The organism is Qipengyuania psychrotolerans (assembly GCF_019711355.1).
GTDB lineage: Bacteria > Pseudomonadota > Alphaproteobacteria > Sphingomonadales > Sphingomonadaceae > Qipengyuania > Qipengyuania psychrotolerans.
Window position 1 is genome coordinate 1,967,264 of sequence record NZ_CP081297.1, and the last position, 21,613, is coordinate 1,988,876.

The window sequence follows — 21,613 nt, forward strand, 5'->3', positions numbered from 1 at the left end:
GCGTCCCTTAGGCGTTCTGGAAACCGGCGAGGCGCTGGGTGATGATCTCCTCGGCCTGGGCCATGATGCCGTCGATCAGTTCCTGGCAGGTCGGGATGTCATTGATCAGGCCCGCAACCATGCCGCACGACCACGCGCCTGCATCCATGTCGCCTTCGGTCATGATGCGCGGATAGACACCAGCAACCTGTTCGATCACGTCTTCGAATTTTAGGTCGTCGCCTTTTTCCTTTTCGATCCGCAGCAGTTCTTCGACCGCATCATTGGTCATCACGCGCTCGGTGTTCCGAAGCGGACGCATCACGAGGCGGGTGTCGAGTTCGGAGGCTGCGACAATCGCCTTCTTCACGTTTTCATGCACCGGCGCTTCCTTGGTCGCGATGAAGCGCGTTCCCATGTTGATGCCGTCCGCGCCCATCGCGAGGCTGGCCACAAGACTGCGCCCGTCGGCCATCCCGCCGCTGGCCACGAACGGGATTTCCAGCTCGTCTGCTGCGCGCGGCAACAGGATCATATTCGGGATATCGTCTTCGCCCGGGTGACCGCCGCATTCAAAACCGTCGACACTCACCGCATCGCAGCCGATCGACTGCGCCTTGAGGCTGTGGCGAACGCTGGTGCATTTGTGAATGACCTTGACGCCCGCATCCTTGAAGAAGGGCAGGACCTGCGCTGGATTGTTGCCCGCAGTCTCGACGATTTTCACACCGCCTTCGATGATGACGCGGACAAGACCCGGATAGTCGGGCGCATTGACCGTCGGCAGGAAGGTCAGGTTCACGCCGAATGGCTTGTCGGTCATGTCCTTGCAGCGTGCGATTTCATTGGCCAGCTTTTCAGGGGTACCCTGCGTCAGGCCCGTAATGATGCCGAGCCCGCCAGCATTGGAAACGGCAGCGGCCATCTCTGCAAATCCGACATAGTGCATGCCGCCCTGGATGATGGGATGCTTGATACCGAACATTTCGGTGATGCGCGTTTTCATGATGCCTGCCTCTCTCGCTGGTTGCTTTTCGCAACCGGTATCGGGGCAAGCGGAAGGAGTCTAGCGCTTCGCTAGCCGCTCCAATGCGGCGAGCAACTCGGTGCCGCGTTCCGTAAGGGCAAGTCCGTCAGCGCCCTTTTCAGCAAGTCCTTCGTGCTCGAGGTCTTCGCCGGTCGGCGCTCGCATCAGGCGGCTGTAGCCGCCCGAGTGATAGATCAGCGGTTCGGCCTCGCGGCGCTCGAAATCGATGACTTCGCCCAGGAAGATCGCATGATCGCCGCCCTCGTATTCGAACCGGGCGCGGCAGCCGAAGCGTGCGGCATAGCCTTCGATCAGCGGTGCGCCTTCAGGGCCATCGGCGATGTCGAGGCCGTCAAACTTGTCCTGGCGCGGCTGTGCGAACCTGTCGGACATGGCCTGCTGGTCTGCGGCCAGCACATGGACTGCCCAGCATTCCGCCTCGCGGAAGACGGGCAAACTACCCGAGTGAAGCGACAGGCTCCACAAGACCATCGGCGGATCGAGGCTGACCGAATTGAAGCTGTTGGCGGTCAAGCCAACCGGCCGACCATCCTCGTCCCGCGCCGTCACAATCGTGACGCCGGTTACAAAAGAGCCCAATGCGCTGCGGAAAGCCTGTGGATCGAACATCGGTGATCGCGCTAACGCGGGCTGCGCAGAAGGGCAATGGGTAGGCGTGACAACATTATGCAACAAGAATGCAACACAACACGCAATTTGTCCTCACACTTCCCCGTCGGAATTGACCGAATGAACGTTATCAAATAGGTGAACGTTCACAATTAGCTTTGCATGTACGCTAAGTGCATGTCTTGGGAGGAGAATCACAGATGGCTTTTGGACGTAAGCCCTCTTTTGCCAAATTCTTGGCAGGGGCATCGGTTGTGGCATTGGGCTTCGGCGCCACGCAAGCAGCAGCGCAGGACGCTACTGCGAATGAAGAAGCGGCAGAGGAAATCGTTGAAGACGACGTCATCGTTGTCACCGGTATCCGCGCTTCGCTTCGTGACTCGATGAATATCAAGCGCAATGCGCAGGGTGTTGTCGACGCAATCTCGGCCGAAGACATCGGCAAATTCCCGGACACCAACCTGGCTGAGTCGCTTCAGCGCATCACCGGTGTCTCGATCGACCGAGAAAACGGCGAAGGCGCACGCGTCACCGTTCGCGGTTTCGGTCCGGAATACAACTTGGTTACGCTTAACGGCCGCCAGATGCCCACCTCGACCCTTGGTGATGGCGCCAGCGCGCCGTCGTCACGTTCATTCGATTTCGGCAACCTCGCATCTGAAGCAGTCGCATCGGTCGAAGTTTACAAGACCGGTCGCGCCACCGTGCCTTCGGGCGGTATCGGTTCGACGATCAATATTCGCACCCCGCGTCCGCTCGACAATCCGGGCTTCAGCGGAAGCGTAGCCGCCAAGGGTGTCTACGATGATTCCGAAAACGGCGATGTCAGCATCACGCCTGAAGTTTCGGGCATCATCAGCACTACCTTCAACGATGATCGTATTGGTATCGCGGTCTCGGGCAGCTACCAGAAGCGCAATTCCGGCTTCAACCAGTTCTTCAGCGAATTCCGCGATGGCTATCTCGGCTGTGGTAGCGATTACGAGAACGAATGGGGCGCGGTGCCTTGCGATCCGGGCAATGACTGGCGCGGCAACTACAATCTGCAGGAAAACCGCCCCGGCGCGACCGATGTATACGCGGTCCCGCAGAACGGTTCCTACAACGTTACCAACATCGAACGTGAGCGCATCAACGGCCAGGCCGTGCTGCAGGCCAAGCTCGGCGACAATGTGACGGCAACGCTGGACTACACCTTCTCGCAGAACACCGTCGAAGCGGCGCAAAGCTCGGTCGGCATCTGGTTCAACCACGTGACCACTTCCAGCGCCTGGACCGACGGTCCTGTAGCAGGACCGCTGTTCTATTCCGAAAATTTCGGCGCAAATCCGTCGGATCTTTCCTACAGCGGCTCGCTCACAGCCAACCGTTCGCTCAACCACTCTTTGGGTGGAAACATCGAATGGCAAGGCCCCGGCGGCGTGACGTTCGTCCTCGATGCTCACACGTCGAGCGCGGAATCCAAGCCTACCCTGCCCTACGGTTCGAACCTTTCGGTTGGCACTGCAGTCTTCGGTCTGGCCGAGCAGCGTATCGATTTCGACACCTACCTTCCGGTCATTTCCTACGTGAACGCTCCGGGCATCGATTCCAATGATCCCTCGCTGCGTTTCGCGACGGGCAACGCATTCCGGAATGCCTACTTCAAGGACGAAATCGACCAGGTTCAGCTGAGCGGTAATTACACGCCGGAAACGGACTCCTTCCTCGACTCGCTCGACTTTGGCGTCACGTATACGGACAACCGGGTCCAGTCGGCCTATGGCTTCATCCAGAACGACACTTGGGGCGGCCTCGGTACTCCCGAAACGCTTCCAGACGATCTTTTCTACGAGATCGATGTGCGCGACGCATTCCGCGGGCTCGAAGGCGTGGACAGCCCGAACATCATCCAAAGCTTCTATGGCTTTGATGTCGAACGGGTTGTCGATATCCTCGAAAGCGAGTTCCAGATTTGTAGCAACCCGGCCAACGGAAGCTCGATCGCCGGAACTTGCCTCGCGGAACAGACCGTCGATCGCAGGATCAACGAGACGACCATCGCACCCTTCGTAGAAGCGACTTTCAGCTTCGATGTCGGTGCCGGTGCGGCGAACCTCATCACGGGCCTTCGTTACGAAGCCACCGATATTGATTCGTCCGGCCTGAGCATCCTGCCTGAAGGCACTGCCTGGGTTGCAGCCAACGAGTTCTTTATCGACTTCGCTGAAGAGCGTGATTTCACACGCGTAAAGGGCAGCTACGATTTCTGGCTTCCCAATGTCGACTTCGATATCGAACCGATCAGTGACGTGATCCTGCGTGCTTCCTACAGCCACACGATTACGCGCCCATCGTACGACCAATTGCAGGGTGGTACGAACTTCAACCCGCTATTCCGTCTCGACGGCGGCGACGGTGCGCGTGGCAACCCCAGCCTGCTGCCATTCAAATCGGAGAACTTCGATGCTTCGGCCGAATGGTATTATGGCAACGCCAGCTACGTGTCGGTCGGCTATTTCCGCAAGAATGTAGAAAACTACATCACGGTAGACGGAATCCAGCAGGTCTTCGACGGCATTTACAACCCCTATGCTGGTCCGCGCGCCAGCGAGGCTCGCGCCGCTCTCGGCCAGGATGCTCCGCTGGAGGATATTCGTCAGTATATCATCGACAATTACCCCGAAACGACGTCGTTCAACCCTGTCACGGGTCAGACTTCGATCTTCGGTGTAGCCGGTGATCCACTGCTCGAATTCAACCTGTCGGTACCGGTGAACTCGGATCAGAAGGCCACAATCGACGGCTGGGAATTCGCAGTACAGCACAACTTCTGGGAAACCGGCTTTGGCGTTATCCTGAACTACACCATCGTCAACGGCGATGCCGAGTTCGATAACACACAGCCTTACCGTATCCCGCAGTTCGCACTGGTAGGCCTGTCGGATAGTGCCAACGCTGTCCTGTTCTATGACAAGGGCCCGTTCCAGGCGCGTGCCGCATGGAACTGGCGTGACGACTTCCTGGCTGGTTACAGCCAGAACCCGACGAACCCCTTCTATCGTGACGAGTACTGGCAGATCGATGCCAGCGCTTCCTACGAGTTCGACATGGGTGTGACGGTGTTCGCGGAAGCGATCAACCTGACGGGTGAAAACCTCAAGGGCTACCGCCGGAGCGAGAATACGACCTTCTTCGCATATCGCGGTGCTCCGCGTTACGCGGCAGGCGTTCGCTTCAGCTTCTAGGCGAAAGCGGGGGGCTGCTTAAGGCGCCCCCGACGTTTGGAAAATGAGGGGCCGCGCTGCCGAGAGGCATGCGCGGCCTTTCCCTTTTGTCTTGTGCGTTGGGCATGTAAAGAACCTGAGGCAAGGATATGAAACGAGAGATCGAACACGTCGTGATCGTAGGCGGAGGTACCGCCGGTTGGCTTTCCGCTGCCTACCTCGCTGCGCGCCGACCTGACCTCACGATCACTCTGGTTGAAGCGCCTGACATCCCCACGATCGGGGTCGGCGAAGGCACATGGCCAACGATGCGCGACACATTGCGCACCATCGGCATTCCTGAGGCCGAGTTCCTGCTGGAATGCGATGCCAGCTTCAAACAGGGGTCCCGCTTCGACGGGTGGGCGACCGGCAAGGCGGGGGACAGTTACCTCCACCCTTTCACTCCGCCAGCACCCGGTGATATCCGGGCGATGCTTTCTGCTTGGCAGGACGCAAATCAACGCAAGAAATTTGCCGACCTCGCTAGTCCGCAGGCTACCGTATGTGAACGTGATCTGGCGCCGCGTCAGCGTGCAATGCCCGATTATGCCGGTGCGCTGAATTACGGGTATCACCTTGATGCGGGCAAGTTTGCCCGGCTCCTCAAACGCCATGCAACAGAGCGTCTTGGCGTCCGCCACATCGCCGATCACATGACCGACGCAATCAGTGACGAAAGCGGCCTTATCAGCGCGATCAATTTGCGCGACATGGGCGTGCTTGAAGGTGACTTCTTCCTAGACTGCACAGGCATGGCAGGCTTGCTTTCAGGGAAGCACCTCGACAGCGGCTGGATCGATCGCGGGGATGTTTCATTCAACGACCGCGCCCTCGCCATTCAGGTCCCAACGAAACCAGGCGCTACGATCCCATCGCAGACCGTGGGTACGGCGCACGAAGCTGGCTGGCTGTGGGACATTGCCCTACCCAACCGACGCGGAATTGGTTGTGTCTATGCCTCACGGTTCTGCGACGATGCACAAGCCGAAGCCACGCTGCGCAGCTACATCATGGCCAATGTGCCCGGTACCGACCCGGAGACGCTGACGCCGCGCAAGCTGACTTTTCGCACTGGCCACCGCGAACGGTTCTGGCAGGGGAACTGCCTTGCCATCGGGTTGTCAGCAGGTTTCATCGAACCGCTTGAGGCATCGGCAATTGTATTGATCGAGCTGTCGCTCAAATCATTGACCGACAATTTCCCGGTGAGCCGTGCAGCGTTGCCGGCGCATTCCGATCGGTTTAATGCGCTGTTTCGTTATCGCTGGGATCGCATTGTCGATTTTCTCAAGCTGCATTACGTGCTCAGCAGGCGCCCCGAACCCTATTGGGTCGCGCAACGTGCGCCGGAAAGCATCCCAGACTCCCTGGCGAGCCAGCTCACACTGTGGCGTGACCAGCCGCCTTCCCAGTGGGACTTTCCCCAGGCCGAAGAGATTTTTTCCGCAGCCAGCCAGCATTACGTCCTTTACGGCATGGGCTTTCCCGTTCCACAGCCGGTGCCGGGAATGGACGTCAAGGGAGCCAAGCAGCGTCTAGCCGAAGTGCATGACCGTGCCAGGGGCCTGAGGGCTGCACTACCGACCAATCGCGTCTATCTGGATGCCCTGAACACTACCCAAGCGCAGAATAGTCGCGCAGGAGAAGTCGCTTAAATGAGTAACCACCAGATTCTGAACAATGCCGACCACCGCGATTTACGCGTGCTGCTTGAACCGGGCGCCGAGCGCGGTGATGCAGTCATGGCGACGTTGATAACCCCGGCGGAATTTCGCCGCGCCCAAGGCGACTATCCCATCGTCTTCCGCCTTAATCAGGAAGATGGTTCATTCACCGCGCTGGCATTGTTCGGTTTCGAGAACGGCGAAAATTTGTTCCTGGGAGATGGCAAATGGGACGCGCACTACCGGCCGCTTAGTATAGCCATCCAACCCTTCCTGATCGGTCGACCGGCCGATGGTGATGGTGAAGGCCAGGTCCACATTGATATGGACCACCCGCGCATTTCCAGCACTGATGAGGGTACTCGAGTTTTTGACGAGGACGGCGGGACCACTCCGTACCTCGAGGAAATAGCCGGGCTGCTGGGTGAACTTGACGATGGCTTCAGGCATAGCACAGGTTTCTTCGAAGCGCTGAAGCGGCACGAACTGCTCGAACCTTTCACTCTCGAAGTGCCCCTGTCGGATGGATCGAAGCATTCGCTGGTAGGGTTCCACATTATTGATGAGGCCAAGCTCCAGAAGCTGGACGGCGATGCGCTGGCTGACCTCCATTCGAATGGTCATCTCATGCCCGTCTTCATGGCTCTTGCCTCGCTCTCCCATTTTACCGAGCTCGTGGAACGCAAGGATGCCAGAGCAAGGAATGGCTGAAGCTGACCCCTCGATCTTTCCAGCGCTCTCGGTGGTGCCTGAACGCATTGTTCGGGACGAAGCGGAGCTTGATGCCCTGCTAAAGAGCGCGCGCGAACCTTTTTTGGTTCGCGGCCTCGTGGCCAGTTGGCCATTGGTGAAAGCGGGCCTGAAATCGAACAGCGCGGCCCGCACATATCTCGTCGATCGGGCTCGTCCGGTCCAATTTGCCATTTCCCTCGGACCGCCCGAACACAATGGACGGATGTTCTACGACGAAGAAATGGCGATGAATTTCCGCATGGGCAAAGGCAAATTGTCGGAAATTTTTGCGGGGTTCGAAAAGCATGAGGCGCAGCCCGGTGCTCCGACCGCCTATCTGGGTTCAATCGACATCAGGCAGCATTTCGACGGCGTCGCTGAGGAAAACCCGCCGCCGCTTGGCGACCGGCAGCCGCGTGAGAGTATCTGGATCGGCACCGCCACACGTATTGCAGCGCACAACGACTTTCCCGACAATCTCGCCTGCTGCGCGGCGGGTAAACGCCGCTTCACCCTGTTTCCGCCTGACCAGTTCAAGAACCTGTACCTGGGGCCGCTCGACAACACGCCGGCCGGGCGCCCTATCAGCATGGTCGATTTCGACGCACCTGATTACGAGCGCTTCCCGCGCTTTGCCGACGCGCTGGAACACGCGCAAGTCGCGGTTTTAGAGCCGGGCGATGCCGTATTCATCCCATCGATGTGGTGGCACCATGTCGAAGGGCTGGCCGAATTCAACATCCTCGTGAATTATTGGTGGCGCGACGTGCCATCATTCGCTGGCGATCCGCAAACCGCGCTCAATCACGCGATTTTGGCGTTACGGGATTTGCCGGATAAGGATAAAGCTATCTGGCGCGATCTATTCGATCACTATGTCTTCGAAAACGGTCCAGATAGCATAGATCATATTCCCGCAGGGTCACGCGGTATCCTCGAACCGCTGGACTCCGCTTCCGCCTCGCGATTACGCGCTTTCCTGCTAAGGATGCTCAATTCATGACCCCACATTACACGCCTCGACGTATTGTTATTGCTGGAGGCGGAACCGCAGGCTGGATGGCTGCCTGTGCGCTGGCCCGCACGCTGGGTAAGACAATCGAGCTGACACTGGTTGAAAGCGATGCCATCGGCACCGTTGGTGTGGGCGAAAGCACGATCCCCCCGCTGGTCAAATACAATCAGCTGATCGGGATGGACGAAAACACCTTCATGCGCGAGACGCAGGCGACCTTCAAACTCGGTATCGAGTTTGAAAACTGGAAAGTTGACGGCGAAAAGTATTTCCACTCGTTTGGTGCGACTGGCCGCGATCACTGGTCGGCGGGATTTCAGCATTTCTGGATGCATGGGCAAACGCAAGGCCACACCGAAAGCTTCGACGACTACTGTCTCGAATTGCAGGCAGCCTACGCAGGCAAGTTCGCCCACCTTCCCGATAATCGCATCAACTATGCGTACCAACTGGATGCGACCCGGTACGCCGCATTCCTGAGGCGCGAGGCCGAAAGCCATGGTGCCCTACGCAAGGAAGGGAAAATTTCCCGCGTCGCGCTTGATAGCGAAACCGGCGACATCGCCGCTTTGCACCTTGAGGACGGTACGACAATTGAGGGTGACTTGTTCATCGACTGCACCGGCTTTCGTGCCTTGCTGATCGAAGGTGCGCTGCACGTCGGCTATGACGATTGGAGCCATTATCTGCCTTGTGACCGGGCAATCGCAGTCCAGACCGAGAGCGTTCGCCCGCCTATTCCTTACACCCGTGCGATCGCACATGATGCTGGCTGGCAGTGGCGCATCCCGCTTCAGCACCGCCAAGGCAACGGCATCGTTTATTGCAGCCGCTATCTGTCGGAAGACGAAGCCGAAGCTCGCCTGCTGTCAACCGTCGAAGGCGAGACTTGCAGCAATCCCAATCGCATTCGGTTCACGACCGGGGCGCGGCGCAAGCAATGGCATCGCAACTGTGTTGCTGTCGGCCTGTCGAGCGGCTTTATGGAGCCACTGGAATCGACCAGCATCCACCTGATCCAACGTGCGGTCTTGCGGATAATTCGCATGCTGCCGTTTGGTGAAGTTGCTCAAAGCGATGTCGATGAATTCAATGATCAGCAGCTCACGGATATGTATCAGATCCGCGATTTCCTCATCTTGCACTACAAAGCGACGGAACGGCGCGATTCCCCATTCTGGCGCCAATGCGCGGACATGGAAATCCCCGATAGCCTGGCTCACAAGATCAAGCTGTTCCGGGAAACCGGCCGGGTCTTCCGCCGCGAGGAGGAGCTATTTGCCGAAAACAGCTGGGTGCAAGTGATGATGGGGCAAGGTATCATGCCGGAGAGCTACCACCCCGTCGCGACAAAGATGAGCGACGAGGAATTGACGCGATTTCTGTCGACACAACGCGAAAACGTCGCGCGCACGGTTGCCGGATTGCCCGAACATCATGCTTATGTAGCCAGATACTGTGGGGCCCGGGAGACCGAAGCAGCCTGAGAGTGATTATTGCTGGCGCGCTGCGAACTTGGGATCCTGGACGCAGCCATAGTGGATGATTTTGAGAAGGGGGTCAGACGATGGGGCGCAGGCGCCAATCGGTGACGATCAAACACGTAGCTGCCGACGCTGGAGTTTCGCTCCAGACCGTCAGCCGTGTCATCAACAAGGAACCCAATGTCCGCCCTGCGATGAAAGAGCGCGTGCAGGCGAGTATCGACAAGCTCGGCTACGTCCCTTCGATCGCGGCGCAGCGCATGAGCGGCTCGCGGTCCTACCTCATCCTGGCGATCAACGACCGGGATCTGACCATTGCCGACTGGCGTGCGCGCGAAGGCCGGGACTGGGTCGACCAAATGCTGCTGGGCGGGATGCTGACCTGCGCCAAGCACGGGTATCGCATGCTCATAGAACTGGTGGACACCCACAATGACCACGTGGAACGCGAACTGGGTGCAGCCATCGCCGCGCTTCAGCCAGACGGTGTTATTCTAACCCCTCCGCATTCTGAAAATCCGTTAATCACCGGCCTGCTCGCCGATCGCGGCATTCCCTTTGCACGCATTGGCTCGACCCATTCAGGGCCCGGCATCGCCATGACGATGGGCGACACCTACAATTCGCGGATTGCGACCGAACATCTGCTCGACCTCGGCCACTGCCGTATCGGCTTCATCGCCGGCCCCAAGGAGTTCAGCCTGAGCGATTGGCGAATTGCCGGCTGGAAAGAGGCCATGTTCGCCGCAAAGCTGGATACGGACGGCCTTTGTGAGCGCGGAGATTTCGGTTTTGACAGCGGCCTTGTCGCGGCGCGAAAATTGCTGGACCAGCCCTCTCCCCCGACAGCCATTATTGCCAGCAGCGACCAGATGACCTTTGCTGTCCTGCAGGTTGCGCGCGAACGAGGGTTGAAGGTGCCGGAAGACCTGTCAGTCATCAGCTTCGACAATTCGCCGATCGTCCGCTTTACCGAACCTCCGCTTACGGCCGTCGACCAGCCGATCGCCGCAACCGCATCGCGCGCGGTCGAATTGCTGATTGCCGCCCGCGACGAGGGTATCCCCGACGAACCTGTCCGGGTCAGGGGCGAACTTGTCGTAAGAGGCTCGACCGGCCCGGTGCCGGTTCGCGATGGCGACTAAGCCCGCTCCTTCACCTGAACAGTCGCGACACTTTCTATGGCTTTATGCCCTCGCTGCGGCGGGCGGCGCTGTTTCATACGTCCCGTTTCTCACGCTTCTGCTGCCGATCCGTGTCGGCGAACTAGCGGCAAATGATACGGTCGGCGTTCTGGCTTATATCGCATTCGCGGGCGCCGTTTCTGCCAGCGTTTCCAACATCCTGTTCGGCTGGGCGAGCGACGCCACGAGGAACCGGCAGGGCTGGATTCTTGCAGGCCTCGTTCTGTCCTGCATCTTGCTGGTTTCGGTCCGGCGAACTGACAATGCCAGTGAACTGCTAGCCCTGATCGTTGTGTGGCAAATCGGGCTCAACATGATGCTTGCCCCGCTTGCCGCGTGGGCTGGGGACTGCGTGCCTGACATGCAGAAAGGCCGGCTGGGCGGCCTACTCGCTTTTGCGCCCGCACTGGGCGCGCTTTCAGGCTCGCTGGTGACGATCCCCGGTCTTGCAGATGCCGATACCCGCCTGATGATCGTTGCCTGCCTGGTCGCGATCATGGTCCTGCCGGTGCTGATTTTCGGCAAACCGCGCCCAATGCCCCACCTCATGCGCAGTTCGGAGGATCATGAGCGGATTACCGTCAGCAGGCCGCGCGGCACAGTTGCGAGGATGTGGCTTTCGAGGCTGCTGGTTCAAATCGCCGAGGCAGCGCTGTTCGCTTATCTCCTCGTGTGGTTTGCGACCATCGACGATGGGTTCGGCGATAATCAGACCGCGATAGTATTCACGGTGGTGCTCGGCATTTCGGTTCCCCTCGCCATCTTGTCTGGGCGTTGGTCCGATCGCCATGACCGCCCGGTAGTCCCACTCGCATTCGGCGCCGGCATCGGTGCGGTCGGTCTAGTCATCATGGGGCTTTCGCAAAGCTTGCCCGGTGCGATCTTCGGTTATGTAGTGTTCGGACTGGCAACGAGCGTGTTTCTGGCACTCCATACCAGCCAGACGTTGCGCGTACTCCCCAGGCCCGAAACGCGGGGCCGCGACCTTGGGCTTTTCAACCTGACCAATACCGTGCCGAGCCTGATCATGCCATGGCTCACGCTGGCTCTCGTACCGGTCTTCGGGTTCGGGGGATTGTTCTTCGTTCTCGCCGGTCTGGCAGGTGTGGCGACAATCCTGCTGTTGTCCCTTCAGCATCGGATTTGACCGCTTGATTTTCCACTCAATGCGTGCCAATTCCCTCTATTGATAACGTTCTCAATTAAACGAGAGCGCGGAGGGAAGAGGACATGAAGGCGTTTTGGATGGCATCGGCGGCGGCCCTTGCCTTGGCTGGCTGCACTGCAATTCCGGCAGAAGTGGAAACAACTCCCGTTGCATCGGCAATGCAGAGCGAAGATGTGCGCGTCGCGGACTTGCTCTCGCGCATGAGTGTGGAGCGCAAGGTTGCGCAGCTCATCCAGCCGCAGATCAATTCCTTCACCGCCGAAGACATGGAGCGGTATCGCTTCGGCAGCTACCTCAATGGCGGCAACGGCGGCCCTTACGGTGATGAATTCGCGCCCGGTTCAGAATGGCTCCGCCTGGCCGACGAAATGTACATTGCCTCGACGCAGCCGCTCGGCAGCGGGGAGCCGGTCATTCCCGTCATCTGGGGCACTGATGCGGTTCACGGCCACACCAATGTCGTGCAGGCAACGATTTTTCCACACAATATCGCGCTGGGCGCGACACGCGATCCGGACCTCGTCCGCATGATCGGCGCAGCCACCGCAACTGAAATCGAAGTAACCGGCATCGACTGGAACTTCTCGCCAACCGTGGCTGTTGCCCGCGATGATCGTTGGGGCCGCACTTACGAAAGCTATTCCGAAGACCCGCAGATTGTCGCCGCAATGGGCGCCGCGCTGGTCGAAGGCTTGCAGGGCCGCAAAGGCGACGCCGATTTCCTTGGCACGGGCCGGGTGATCGCCACTGCCAAGCACTTCTTCGGCGATGGCGGAACCGAACAGGGTGTCGATCAGGGCGACGTCAACGGTGACATCGAAGCGCTCAAGAGCGTGCACGCCGTCCCCTACCCCGCAGCCATCGATGCGGGCGTCCAGACGGTCATGGCCAGCTTCAACTCCATCAATGGCAAGAAGATGCACGGCAATGAGGAGCTGCTGACCGGCGTCCTGCGCGGTGAGCTTGGCTTTGAAGGCCTGGTGGTCGGGGACTGGAACGGTCACGGCCAGATCAAGGGCTGCACCAATACCGATTGCCCGCAGGCGCTGCTCGCAGGTCTCGATATCTACATGGTGCCCGACGACTGGAAGGGCCTGCTCGAAACGCTCGTGGCGCAGGTGGAAGATGGTACCATCCCGATGGCCCGCCTGGATGAAGCGGTCGGCAGCGTCCTTCGCGTGAAGATCCGCGCTGGCCTGATGGACGAATTTGTAAAGCCCTCCGACCGGCCTAATGCCGGCGAATGGGAGAAGCTCGGTTTCGCACCGCACCGACAGGTTGCCCGGACCGCGGTCGCCAAATCACAGGTCGTCCTCAAGAACGACGGCATCCTGCCGCTGCGCAGCGGATCCAATGTCCTCGTCGCTGGCAGTGCCGCCAACAACATCGCGCAAGCCGCGGGCGGCTGGACGCTGACATGGCAAGGCGGCGGCGATCTGGACAATGATGATTTCCCCGGTGCAACCTCCATCTGGAGCGGTATCGAAACCGCAGTTAAAGCGGGCGGCGGGACCGCCACGCTTGCTGCAGATGGAAGCTACTCCACAAAGCCCGATGTCGCCGTGGTGGTATTCGGCGAAGAACCTTACGCCGAATTCGCCGGTGACCGAAAGAACCTCGCGTTTAGCGACGAAGAAGGTCTCTCGCTCCTGCGCAAGTTCAAGGCCGACGGAATTCCGGCGGTCGCCGTATTCCTCAGCGGGCGTCCGATGTGGGTGAACCGCGAGCTCAATGCCGCGAATGCCTTCGTGGCATCGTGGCTTCCGGGAAGCGAAGGCGCTGGTATCGCTGACGTTCTTAGCGGCGCAATTCCCGCGACAGGCAAGCTGGGCTTCAGCTGGCCTGAAAAGTGCGACCAAGGGCCGCTCAATTCGGCCGAAGGCGCGCTTTTCCCGCTGGGCTATGGCCGCTCGCTCGCCGATACGGCGCCGCTGCGCCAGCTTGACGAGACATGCGACGCCCTGATGGCTCACGACGGAGCTGAATGGTTCGTCAACGGCCGGTTCTCCGACGGTATCACGGCAACTGCTGGCGGCACCGACCTTCCCAACCTTCGCGGCAAGGCTGCCGGGATCACGGCAATCGGCCTTGACCGGATTGCGCAGGAAGATTCGCGTACCATCACATTCGCGCCCGGATCATCAATCACGATTGCGCAGGACAGCGAAGGGACTGGCGCCTACCGCATCCTTTACCGCGTAAGGCAGCGCCCGACGCAGCCCGTCATGCTGAAGACCGGTGAAGCGGATGTCGACCTGACTTATCCGCTGTCAGTCGCAGCCGAGAAGGACTGGCGCGAGATGGTGATTACCCAAGCCTGCGCTGCCAGCCTTGGCGACAGCCTGACGTTTACAAGCACCGGCGCATTCAGCTTCGACATCGCGACCATTTCGCGCGAAGAAGTGGCTGAAGGGACCGACTGCTCTTTCTGAGCACATTCGTATTCGCTTTGCGCAGCGGAATAACGCTGGCAAACCGGTCAAAATATCAGGTCGGCAGGTCATTGGGCCGCTGACCATGGGAGGGTAGAAAAAATGGCATTGGCACCAGACGTCGCGTCGAGCACCGACCCGAATCCGATTGAAGCGGAGGGCACGCACGTCAATGCCCCCGGGCTTCAGTATTTCGTGTTCGCGCTGTTCTTCATTTTTGGCGGCATCACTTCACTCAACGACGTGATTTTGCCCAAGCTCAAAGAGCTGTTCACGCTTTCCTACACCGAAGCCATGCTGGTGCAGTTCTGCTTCTTCTTCGCCTATCTCTTGATCGGCATTCCTGGTGCAGAGCTGGTGAAACGGATCGGCTACATGCGCGGGGCGGTGGCAGGTTTGCTCATCATGATGGCAGGCTGCCTGCTCTTCATCCCGGCGAGCCAGACCGCGACCTATGGCCTATTCCTCGGCGCGCTCTTCATCCTCGCCAGCGGGGTGGTGATTGTCCAGGTTGTGACCAACCCGCTGATCTCGCTGCTGGGCCCACAGAAGACCGTGCACAGCCGCCTGACTTTCGCACAGGCCTTCAACAGTCTCGGGACCACGATTTTCCCGCGCGTCGGCTCTGCCCTCATCCTTGGCGGGCTGGCGGGTGTATCGGCTGCCGAACTGTCCGGAGCCGAGCTTGACGCCTATCGCACTGCCGAAAGCGCCGCGATCGTCTCGACCTATATCGGTCTTGCCGTGGCACTGGCCGTGATCGCGCTGGTCGTCTGGTTCAACCGCAACAAGCTCCCCCATGATGCTTCGGAGATGCAGGGCGCTGCGCTGACGACCTTCACCCGCTATCTGATCGGCATCGTGCCGATCGCGCTCGGCGGCTGGCTGGTCATCCGCGGCAATGAACTCATCGGCATCGCCTTGCTGCTGGTCGGACCGACTGTCTGGCTATGGGGCAACAGCCTCCTGAGCCGCACCCGCTTTTCGTTCGGGGCAGCCTGCATTTTCCTCTACGTCGGCGCCGAAGTCGCTATCGGCTCGCTGATCGTGAACTACCTGATGCAGGATAGCGTCATGGGCCTCAGCGAACTTAACGCAGGCAACATGATCTTCCTTTATTGGGGTGGGGCACTGGTGGGCCGTATCATCGGTTCGCTCGTGCTGCGATATGTCAGCCCCGGTCTTGTCCTGATGGGCGTGGCTCTGGGCGCGATCTCCCTGGTGCTCATCTCGACCAACACCACCGGAACGACAGCGGGTTATAGCCTGCTGGCGGTCGGCCTGATGAATTCGATCATGTTCCCGACCATCTTCTCGCTCGCCTGCGAAAAGCTTGGCCTCAAGGCTGCAGACGGATCCGGCATCATCAACATCGCGATCTTCGGGGGCGCGGTGATTCCGCTGCTGACCGGCATGATTGCTGACGCGAGCGGCAGCCTCGGCACCGCGATGATCCTGCCGATCGCGTGCTATGCGATCATCGCAGCCTTCGGGATTTTCGCACGCCGCCCTGCCTGATTTCGCACACGCAACATTTCGGGGGTTCGCAAGGTGGCTTCGGTCTGCCATGCGGCCCCCGAAATCGTTTAGAGCTATTGGACTTGCTACATGACCGACGCCGAACTTGCCGCCCATCTTGCCGAAGTGGCGGGAGATATCCTGATCAAGGTACGGGAAAGCGGGATGTTCGAAGGCAAGAGCCTAGGTAAAGCCGGCGACGAGACGGCGAACCAGTTTCTCGTGCACGCCTTGCGCCAGCAGCGCCCGGAGGACGGCCTACTTTCGGAAGAGAGCAAGGACACGCAGGAACGCCTCTCGAAGGAGCGCGTCTGGATCGTCGATCCGGTCGACGGCACACGCGAATACGGCGAAGCGCGCTCGGACTGGGCGGTTCACGTTGCACTCTGCATTGGCGGTAGGCCGGAAATCGGCGCCGTCGCCCTACCCGGCCTTGGAACGGTGCTTCGAACCGACAAGCCAATTGACGTTCCACCCGCTACAGCGACGCCGCGCATGGTGGTCAGCCGGACACGCCCTGCTGCTGAAGCCGTCGCGGTGTCCGAGAAAATCGGCGCGGAACTGGTGGGAATGGGTTCCGCCGGAGCCAAGGCAATGGCCGTGGTGCGCGGCGAGGCCGAGATCTATCTGCACACCGGCGGCCAGTACGAATGGGACAGCGCAGCCCCCGCGGCGGTCGCCCTTGCGCACGGCATGCATGCCAGCCGCATCGACGGTAGCCCGCTGGTCTATAACCAGGCGGACACATACATGCCCGACCTGCTAATTTGTCGTCCCGAATATGCCGACCAGGTGTTGGCCGAAGTGGCCAAGCTGTCGGTCTAATCCTCGATTTGAGCCAGCAATTGCTGGGCCCGCGACAGATGCGGACGATCCAGCATCTTGCCGCCATGACCGATGGTCCCGGCCCCCGGATTGGCGGCGAATAGCGCCACGATTTCGCGCGCTTCGGCAATTTCTTCCTCGCTCGGCGTAAAGGCCGCGTTGATGATCGGGACCTGTGCCGGGTGGATCGCCAACATCCCGCGATAGCCATCGCGGCGCACCTTTTCGCAGCGCTTTTTCAGGCCATCGAGATTGCGGAAATCGCCGTCGATCGTCTCAATAGCTGGCACCGACGCCGCAGCCGCCCCCAACAGGGTGAGGCTTCGCGCCAGTTCATAGGTAAAACTGTATTCGCCGTCCTCGCCGCGGTTCGACAGTGCCCCGATGGAGTCGGCGAGATCTTCGGCACCCCAGGTCATCGCACACAGGCGCGGCGCACCTGCATAATCCCCGGTGGTGAACATTGCCGCGGCAACTTCGGTAACCAGCGCGATGACAGCTGTGCTGCCAGGTTCAATCCCAAGTTCCATTTCCAGCGGCGTGAGCAGGCGGTCCAGCTCCTCCACATCCTCACGGCCGCGCGACTTGGGAAGCATGATCCCGCCCGGACGTCCCGGCAGGATTGCGGCGAGATCATTTGCAGTATGCGGCCCGTCGAGCGGATTTACGCGAACCCACAGGCGCAGGCGCTCTTCCTCGCTGCATGCGAGCAGGAATGACCGGATCCCTTCACGCGCCGCTGGCTTCGCATCTTCTGCGACCGCATCCTCGATATCGAAAATGACGATGTCGGCGTCGCCGCCAGCCGCCTTGGTCATCTTGCGTTCGCTGTCGCCCGGGGCAAACAGCCAAGAACGGAAGCGGGTTGGCATGGCGGGTCGGTCGGTCATGCTAGGATCCTCTGTCAATTGGCGGCGCGTCAAAGGCCAAGTTTGATGCCGGCCCACACGGTGCGCGGGGTGCCCAGATCAATCGAACCGCCCTGATTGCGTGTCACGATCGTCTCGTCTGTCAAATTCTCGCCGCGAAGCACGATTGAAACGCCGCGAGATACCGGCACTTCGGCATAAGCGGACACGGTCGTTGCGGCCGGCAGGATATCGCTTTGCAGGTCGTCTTCGAACTGGTCGCCAACATGGCGCAAGGTGGCCCCGAACAGCCAGTCTTCGGAAGGTCGCCAGCTTAGCGTCGCCGCCCCTGCCCAGCGCGGAGTCTGCGAGGGCCGGTTGCCATCGAAATCGGCGCCGGGATTGCGCGCCTCTGCGTCGATATACGCGAGTGATGCATCCAGGCGCACATCACTGATGGTCATGCCAGCAGCCATCTCTACGCCGCGCGCGCGGATTTCCTCAATGTTCTGACGCTGCCTCGTCACCGGGTCGAGCGTCACGTTGGCTATCGCGTCCTTCACCCGGTTTTCGAATACCGTGGCGCTCAACTCAATACCCTCGGCCGGAGCGATCTCGACACCGGCCTCATATCCGATCAACCGCTCGTTCTTCAAAGCGGCGTTTGCATTGGTAACCACCGGGAAGATAACGAACGGCCGGTAAAGTTCATTCAGCGTCGGCAGCCGCAGCCCGCTATAGGCAGCCGCGCGCAGGCGAACGGCATCGCTGAGATTCAGCAACGCTCCGCCGCGGAAGGATTCCTGCCAACCGGAACGCTCGGCAAAGCGGTCCGACTGGAGGAGGCCCCCACCCGCATCGCGCGCTTCGTAAAAACCGTCCGCAATTGTGAAGTGGTCGATCCGTGCGCCGCCTGTCAGCGTCAGAGCGCCCAGCGTCCAGTCATGCTCCGCAAACAGCCCAAGGTCGCTGTTGGTGCCGCCAGCATTGCGGCGTTCATTAACCGCGCCCGTGAATGCACTGATCGCCGTCTCGTATAGCTCGCCGTCCGATCGACGGTAATCTACTCCCAGCCGAAGGACATGTGCATCACCCACCGGAGGCCTTAGCTCGAGCTTGCCGCCAATCCCGGTCGAGGGCGTGTTGCGTTGATCAAGGACCGGTACGAAGCGTGTCGAGCTGATCACGACATTGGTGAAATTGCGCGACTGGAGATACGCGAGCGCCTCGAACTCCCAATCGCCTCTTCCGATCAGGCGCAGGCTCGCATCCTGCCCGGTACTGGAGCTTTCGGCCCCATCAAACCGCAGTGTTCGCCTGTCATCGTAGACGAGGCCGCGCGCCTGCAGCTCAACGGTATCACCGACAGGAATGACACCGCGCGCCTGGAAAGAATAGCTGTCGTAAGCGGCACGAACCGATGCGCCGACCCGGTCAGCCTCGGGTGTGGTGTAGAACCCGGGCCCTCTGTCCCAGCGGCCTGAAATGACGCCAAAGCCCCCGCCGAGTTCAGCGGCGAGATGGGCGCCCGCTTCGGTTCCGCCCCTGTCGTTGGCAAGAATTTGCGCGCCCCATACACCCAGTTCGCGCGTGTCGGCACTGGTCAGCTCAATCGTGCCTGCAAGTGCGCCAGCACCGAATGGGCCCGCCCCGCCTCCACGCGTGACGCGCACCTCGCCCAGCCGTTCGGGTGCGATGGCGCTGAAAGGAATAAAGCCAAAGAAGGGATCGGCCATCGGCACCCCGTCAAGCAGGACCAATGCCCTGCTCGTCGCGTTTCCGCCGAGAGCCCGCAAGGTCGCGCCTTGCGCACTCGGATTGGACGAACGGCTGTCGGACCGGCGGAACTGCTGGAAGCCCGCGACGCTCGAGAGCACGTCCTCTATCCGCCCCGATCCACTTGATACGATCTGTTCGCGGGAAATCGTCTGACCATCATAGGCCGGAGCAGCAGGCGTTTCCTCAAGCCCTTCGCCCATGACGACGATGACCTCGCCTTCGGGAGGCTCCGTTTCCTGGGCAATTAGCGGCCAGGAAAGGCCTGCCGCACAAATGGCGAAACAGGCCGGGAGGTATGCTGGATGACGCGATGACATGGGGGCTGCTTTCGTTGAGGCTGAGCAGCCGGTCAAGGTGTGCGTTTGATCCTGGAGTCGATGACCGCAGCCATCGGTGATGTGCGGGGCAGGCTTTGGAAAGGTTGCTGATCTTCTGCCGCGACCGGCGCACTTGCCGTCATGCGCCAAAGTCCGAATATGCCGCCGAGAAGCGCGATCCCTCCGATCGCCAGGAACAGCCCTCCGGGCCCCCAAAGAGCCATGACGGCAGAGCCGATCATGGGCCCAGCAACAGCGCCTGCCGAATATGTCAGCACAAGACCGCTGCTGGCGCCAACCCGCTCGTCTTTTCCCAGGTGATCGTTGGAATGGGCGACACACAAGGGATACAGCGCAAATACGAAGCCTCCGAACACTGCGCCGAGCGCAATCGTGCCAGCCACCGGCAACTGGAGCAGTGCCATTCCAGCGCAAACAAGTGCTGCCACAAACAGGCAGGCGACGATGACCTTGCGCCTGTCAAACCGGTCGGACAGAAGGCCAAGCGGATATTGGAGGGCAACGCCGCCAGCGATCACGCACGAGGTAAACAAGGCGACCTGCGAAAGGTCCATACCGATCCGCTGCACATATACCGCACCAAGCGCGTAGAAAGCACCAAGCATGGCGCCTGTCGCCAACGTTCCGACAATCCCGAGCGGAGAAGCCTTATAAAGGCGCTTGATCGAGAACGGCACGGTCTTCTGAATGAATGGCTGCTCCATGCGGGTCAGCAGGACCGGAAGCAGTGCGATCGAGAGAAGAATGGCCGACACCATGAATGGCAGGTCCGGTGAATTGTCACTCAGATTGAGTAGAAACTGCCCGGCAGCCTGTCCGCTGTATAAAGCAATCATGTAAGCCGCCAAGACGGTGCTTCTGGTCCGGGCACTTGCCTGCTGGTTCAACCAGCTTTCGAGGCAAACGAAAACCCCTGCCATGGCAAAGCCATCAATGACGCGCAGGACGATCCATAGATACGGGTAATCAATAACCGCATAGGTCAGGCTGCTCGCCGAAAAGACTGTCACGAACGCCGCAAAGGCGCGGATATGCCCGACCCTGGCAATGAGAGCCTCCACCCGGAAAGCGCCCCAGGTGAGACCCGCAAAATAGCTGGTGCCTACCAGGCCGATGAGCAAAGCAGGTGTGCCGGCCTGCTCCAACCGGATCGCGATCAAGGTCGACAGGAAGCCGCTTCCCGTCATCAGGACAAAGATCGCAACCAGGAGCGGGCGAATTGACAGAGCCGAAGACAGCATGATTTCGCCCCTATCACTCTCTGCGCGGCTCGCAAGGGCGCTCACATGTCGGCTCGACAGACGCGCCTCCGGACTTTAGCCTTGCAGGCATGGAACAGATCGATTTTCAGGACTTCATGAAAGTCGACATTCGCTGCGGCACTGTGATCGAGGCAAGCGCGTTTCCAGAAGCCCGCAAACCGGCGATCAAGCTGAAAGTCGATTTCGGTGAGGCGATTGGCGTGAAGAAGAGTTCCGCCCAGATCACGGATCATTACCAACCAGAGGGGCTGGTCGGCCGCAAAGTGATGGCAGTAGTCAATTTCCCGCCGCGCCAGATCGGACCGTTCATGTCAGAAGTGCTGATACTGGGTTTCCCCGACGACGATGGATCGATCGTGCTCGCCAGTCCCGGAGCAGGTGTGCCGGACGGCGCGCGGCTGGCGTAGATCCTGTAGCCATTGAGCAGCTTTCCAGGCCTCCGCCGAAGCGAGATAGACATCCCGCCTTTATATGCACCAA

16 protein-coding genes are annotated in these 21,613 nt (G+C 60.0%); 11 read left to right on the plus strand and 5 right to left on the minus strand.

What is annotated here, in order from left to right:
• Positions 1 to 7: 7 nt before the first annotated feature.
• Positions 8 to 985 carry an NAD(P)H-dependent flavin oxidoreductase gene (locus K3166_RS09655; RefSeq protein WP_221422045.1) on the minus strand — a complete coding sequence of 326 codons (978 nt, stop codon included), beginning with the start codon at positions 983 to 985 and terminating at the stop codon, positions 8 to 10.
• 60 nt (positions 986 to 1,045) lie between these two features.
• A complete protein-coding gene (locus K3166_RS09660; protein ID WP_221422046.1) occupies positions 1,046 to 1,636 on the minus strand; it encodes a flavin reductase family protein in 591 nt (196 codons plus the stop codon).
• 200 nt (positions 1,637 to 1,836) lie between these two features.
• Here K3166_RS09660 and K3166_RS09665 point away from each other — a divergent pair, with 200 nt between their 5' ends.
• From K3166_RS09665 to K3166_RS09710, 10 genes are all read left to right on the plus strand, one after another.
• Complete coding sequence (locus K3166_RS09665; RefSeq protein ID WP_247714600.1) at positions 1,837 to 4,863, plus strand: TonB-dependent receptor; 3,027 nt, start codon at positions 1,837 to 1,839, stop codon at positions 4,861 to 4,863.
• 128 nt (positions 4,864 to 4,991) lie between these two features.
• Positions 4,992 to 6,539, plus strand: a complete 1,548-nt coding sequence (locus K3166_RS09670; RefSeq protein ID WP_221422047.1) for a tryptophan halogenase family protein — start codon at positions 4,992 to 4,994, stop codon at positions 6,537 to 6,539.
• Complete coding sequence (locus K3166_RS09675) at positions 6,540 to 7,259, plus strand: SapC family protein (protein ID WP_221422048.1); 720 nt, start codon at positions 6,540 to 6,542, stop codon at positions 7,257 to 7,259. It begins immediately after the preceding gene.
• A complete protein-coding gene (locus K3166_RS09680; RefSeq protein ID WP_221422049.1) occupies positions 7,252 to 8,283 on the plus strand; it encodes a cupin-like domain-containing protein in 1,032 nt (343 codons plus the stop codon). Before K3166_RS09675 ends, K3166_RS09680 begins: the two co-directional genes overlap by 8 nt.
• The gene (locus K3166_RS09685; protein ID WP_221422050.1) at positions 8,280 to 9,782 is read left to right on the plus strand and encodes a tryptophan halogenase family protein; all 1,503 of its coding nucleotides are present in this window, start codon (positions 8,280 to 8,282) and stop codon (positions 9,780 to 9,782) included. Before K3166_RS09680 ends, K3166_RS09685 begins: the two co-directional genes overlap by 4 nt.
• An 80-nt stretch (positions 9,783 to 9,862) precedes the next feature.
• Positions 9,863 to 10,924: a LacI family DNA-binding transcriptional regulator gene (locus K3166_RS09690; RefSeq protein ID WP_221422051.1), complete on the plus strand. Its 1,062-nt coding sequence runs from the start codon at positions 9,863 to 9,865 to the stop codon at positions 10,922 to 10,924.
• Complete coding sequence (locus tag K3166_RS09695) at positions 10,914 to 12,110, plus strand: MFS transporter (RefSeq protein ID WP_221422052.1); 1,197 nt, start codon at positions 10,914 to 10,916, stop codon at positions 12,108 to 12,110. The genes K3166_RS09690 and K3166_RS09695 overlap by 11 nt, the downstream gene beginning before the upstream one ends.
• An 83-nt stretch (positions 12,111 to 12,193) precedes the next feature.
• Positions 12,194 to 14,563 (plus strand): glycoside hydrolase family 3 protein, encoded by a 2,370-nt coding sequence (locus K3166_RS09700; RefSeq protein ID WP_221422053.1) that lies wholly within the window; start codon positions 12,194 to 12,196, stop codon positions 14,561 to 14,563.
• A gap of 102 nt (positions 14,564 to 14,665) precedes the next feature.
• Positions 14,666 to 16,081, plus strand: coding sequence for a sugar MFS transporter (locus K3166_RS09705; protein ID WP_221422054.1), 1,416 nt, complete (start codon positions 14,666 to 14,668; stop codon positions 16,079 to 16,081).
• 90 nt (positions 16,082 to 16,171) lie between these two features.
• A complete protein-coding gene (locus K3166_RS09710) occupies positions 16,172 to 16,906 on the plus strand; it encodes a 3'(2'),5'-bisphosphate nucleotidase CysQ (protein ID WP_221422055.1) in 735 nt (244 codons plus the stop codon).
• On the opposite strand, the gene K3166_RS09715 is transcribed toward K3166_RS09710, so the two are convergent.
• The 3 genes from K3166_RS09715 to K3166_RS09725 are packed head-to-tail and all read right to left on the minus strand — an operon-like array spanning position 16,903 to position 21,112.
• Positions 16,903 to 17,796 carry an HpcH/HpaI aldolase/citrate lyase family protein gene (locus K3166_RS09715; protein ID WP_221422056.1) on the minus strand — a complete coding sequence of 298 codons (894 nt, stop codon included), beginning with the start codon at positions 17,794 to 17,796 and terminating at the stop codon, positions 16,903 to 16,905. The genes K3166_RS09710 and K3166_RS09715 overlap by 4 nt on opposite strands.
• 29 nt (positions 17,797 to 17,825) lie before the next feature.
• Positions 17,826 to 19,850 (minus strand): TonB-dependent receptor plug domain-containing protein, encoded by a 2,025-nt coding sequence (locus tag K3166_RS09720; protein ID WP_221422057.1) that lies wholly within the window; start codon positions 19,848 to 19,850, stop codon positions 17,826 to 17,828.
• A 32-nt stretch (positions 19,851 to 19,882) separates the two neighbouring features.
• Positions 19,883 to 21,112: an MFS transporter gene (locus K3166_RS09725; RefSeq protein WP_221422058.1), complete on the minus strand. Its 1,230-nt coding sequence runs from the start codon at positions 21,110 to 21,112 to the stop codon at positions 19,883 to 19,885.
• 89 nt (positions 21,113 to 21,201) lie between these two features.
• On the opposite strand from K3166_RS09725, the gene K3166_RS09730 reads away from it, so the two are divergent.
• Complete coding sequence (locus tag K3166_RS09730; RefSeq protein ID WP_221422059.1) at positions 21,202 to 21,540, plus strand: tRNA-binding protein; 339 nt, start codon at positions 21,202 to 21,204, stop codon at positions 21,538 to 21,540.
• Positions 21,541 to 21,613 lie beyond the last annotated feature (73 nt).

What these genes read in the sequence shown, in the direction of transcription:
- K3166_RS09655 (WP_221422045.1), bottom strand. Translation starts at nt 985, where the DNA reads ATGAAAACGCGCATCACCGAAATGTTCGGTATCAAGCATCCCATCATC.
- K3166_RS09660 (WP_221422046.1), bottom strand. Translation starts at nt 1,636, where the DNA reads ATGTTCGATCCACAGGCTTTCCGCAGCGCATTGGGCTCTTTTGTAACC.
- K3166_RS09665 (WP_247714600.1), top strand. Translation starts at nt 1,837, where the DNA reads ATGGCTTTTGGACGTAAGCCCTCTTTTGCCAAATTCTTGGCAGGGGCA.
- K3166_RS09670 (WP_221422047.1), top strand. Translation starts at nt 4,992, where the DNA reads ATGAAACGAGAGATCGAACACGTCGTGATCGTAGGCGGAGGTACCGCC.
- K3166_RS09675 (WP_221422048.1), top strand. Translation starts at nt 6,540, where the DNA reads ATGAGTAACCACCAGATTCTGAACAATGCCGACCACCGCGATTTACGC.
- K3166_RS09680 (WP_221422049.1), top strand. Translation starts at nt 7,252, where the DNA reads ATGGCTGAAGCTGACCCCTCGATCTTTCCAGCGCTCTCGGTGGTGCCT.
- K3166_RS09685 (WP_221422050.1), top strand. Translation starts at nt 8,280, where the DNA reads ATGACCCCACATTACACGCCTCGACGTATTGTTATTGCTGGAGGCGGA.
- K3166_RS09690 (WP_221422051.1), top strand. Translation starts at nt 9,863, where the DNA reads ATGGGGCGCAGGCGCCAATCGGTGACGATCAAACACGTAGCTGCCGAC.
- K3166_RS09695 (WP_221422052.1), top strand. Translation starts at nt 10,914, where the DNA reads ATGGCGACTAAGCCCGCTCCTTCACCTGAACAGTCGCGACACTTTCTA.
- K3166_RS09700 (WP_221422053.1), top strand. Translation starts at nt 12,194, where the DNA reads ATGAAGGCGTTTTGGATGGCATCGGCGGCGGCCCTTGCCTTGGCTGGC.
- K3166_RS09705 (WP_221422054.1), top strand. Translation starts at nt 14,666, where the DNA reads ATGGCATTGGCACCAGACGTCGCGTCGAGCACCGACCCGAATCCGATT.
- K3166_RS09710 (WP_221422055.1), top strand. Translation starts at nt 16,172, where the DNA reads ATGACCGACGCCGAACTTGCCGCCCATCTTGCCGAAGTGGCGGGAGAT.
- K3166_RS09715 (WP_221422056.1), bottom strand. Translation starts at nt 17,796, where the DNA reads ATGACCGACCGACCCGCCATGCCAACCCGCTTCCGTTCTTGGCTGTTT.
- K3166_RS09720 (WP_221422057.1), bottom strand. Translation starts at nt 19,850, where the DNA reads ATGTCATCGCGTCATCCAGCATACCTCCCGGCCTGTTTCGCCATTTGT.
- K3166_RS09725 (WP_221422058.1), bottom strand. Translation starts at nt 21,112, where the DNA reads ATGCTGTCTTCGGCTCTGTCAATTCGCCCGCTCCTGGTTGCGATCTTT.
- K3166_RS09730 (WP_221422059.1), top strand. Translation starts at nt 21,202, where the DNA reads ATGGAACAGATCGATTTTCAGGACTTCATGAAAGTCGACATTCGCTGC.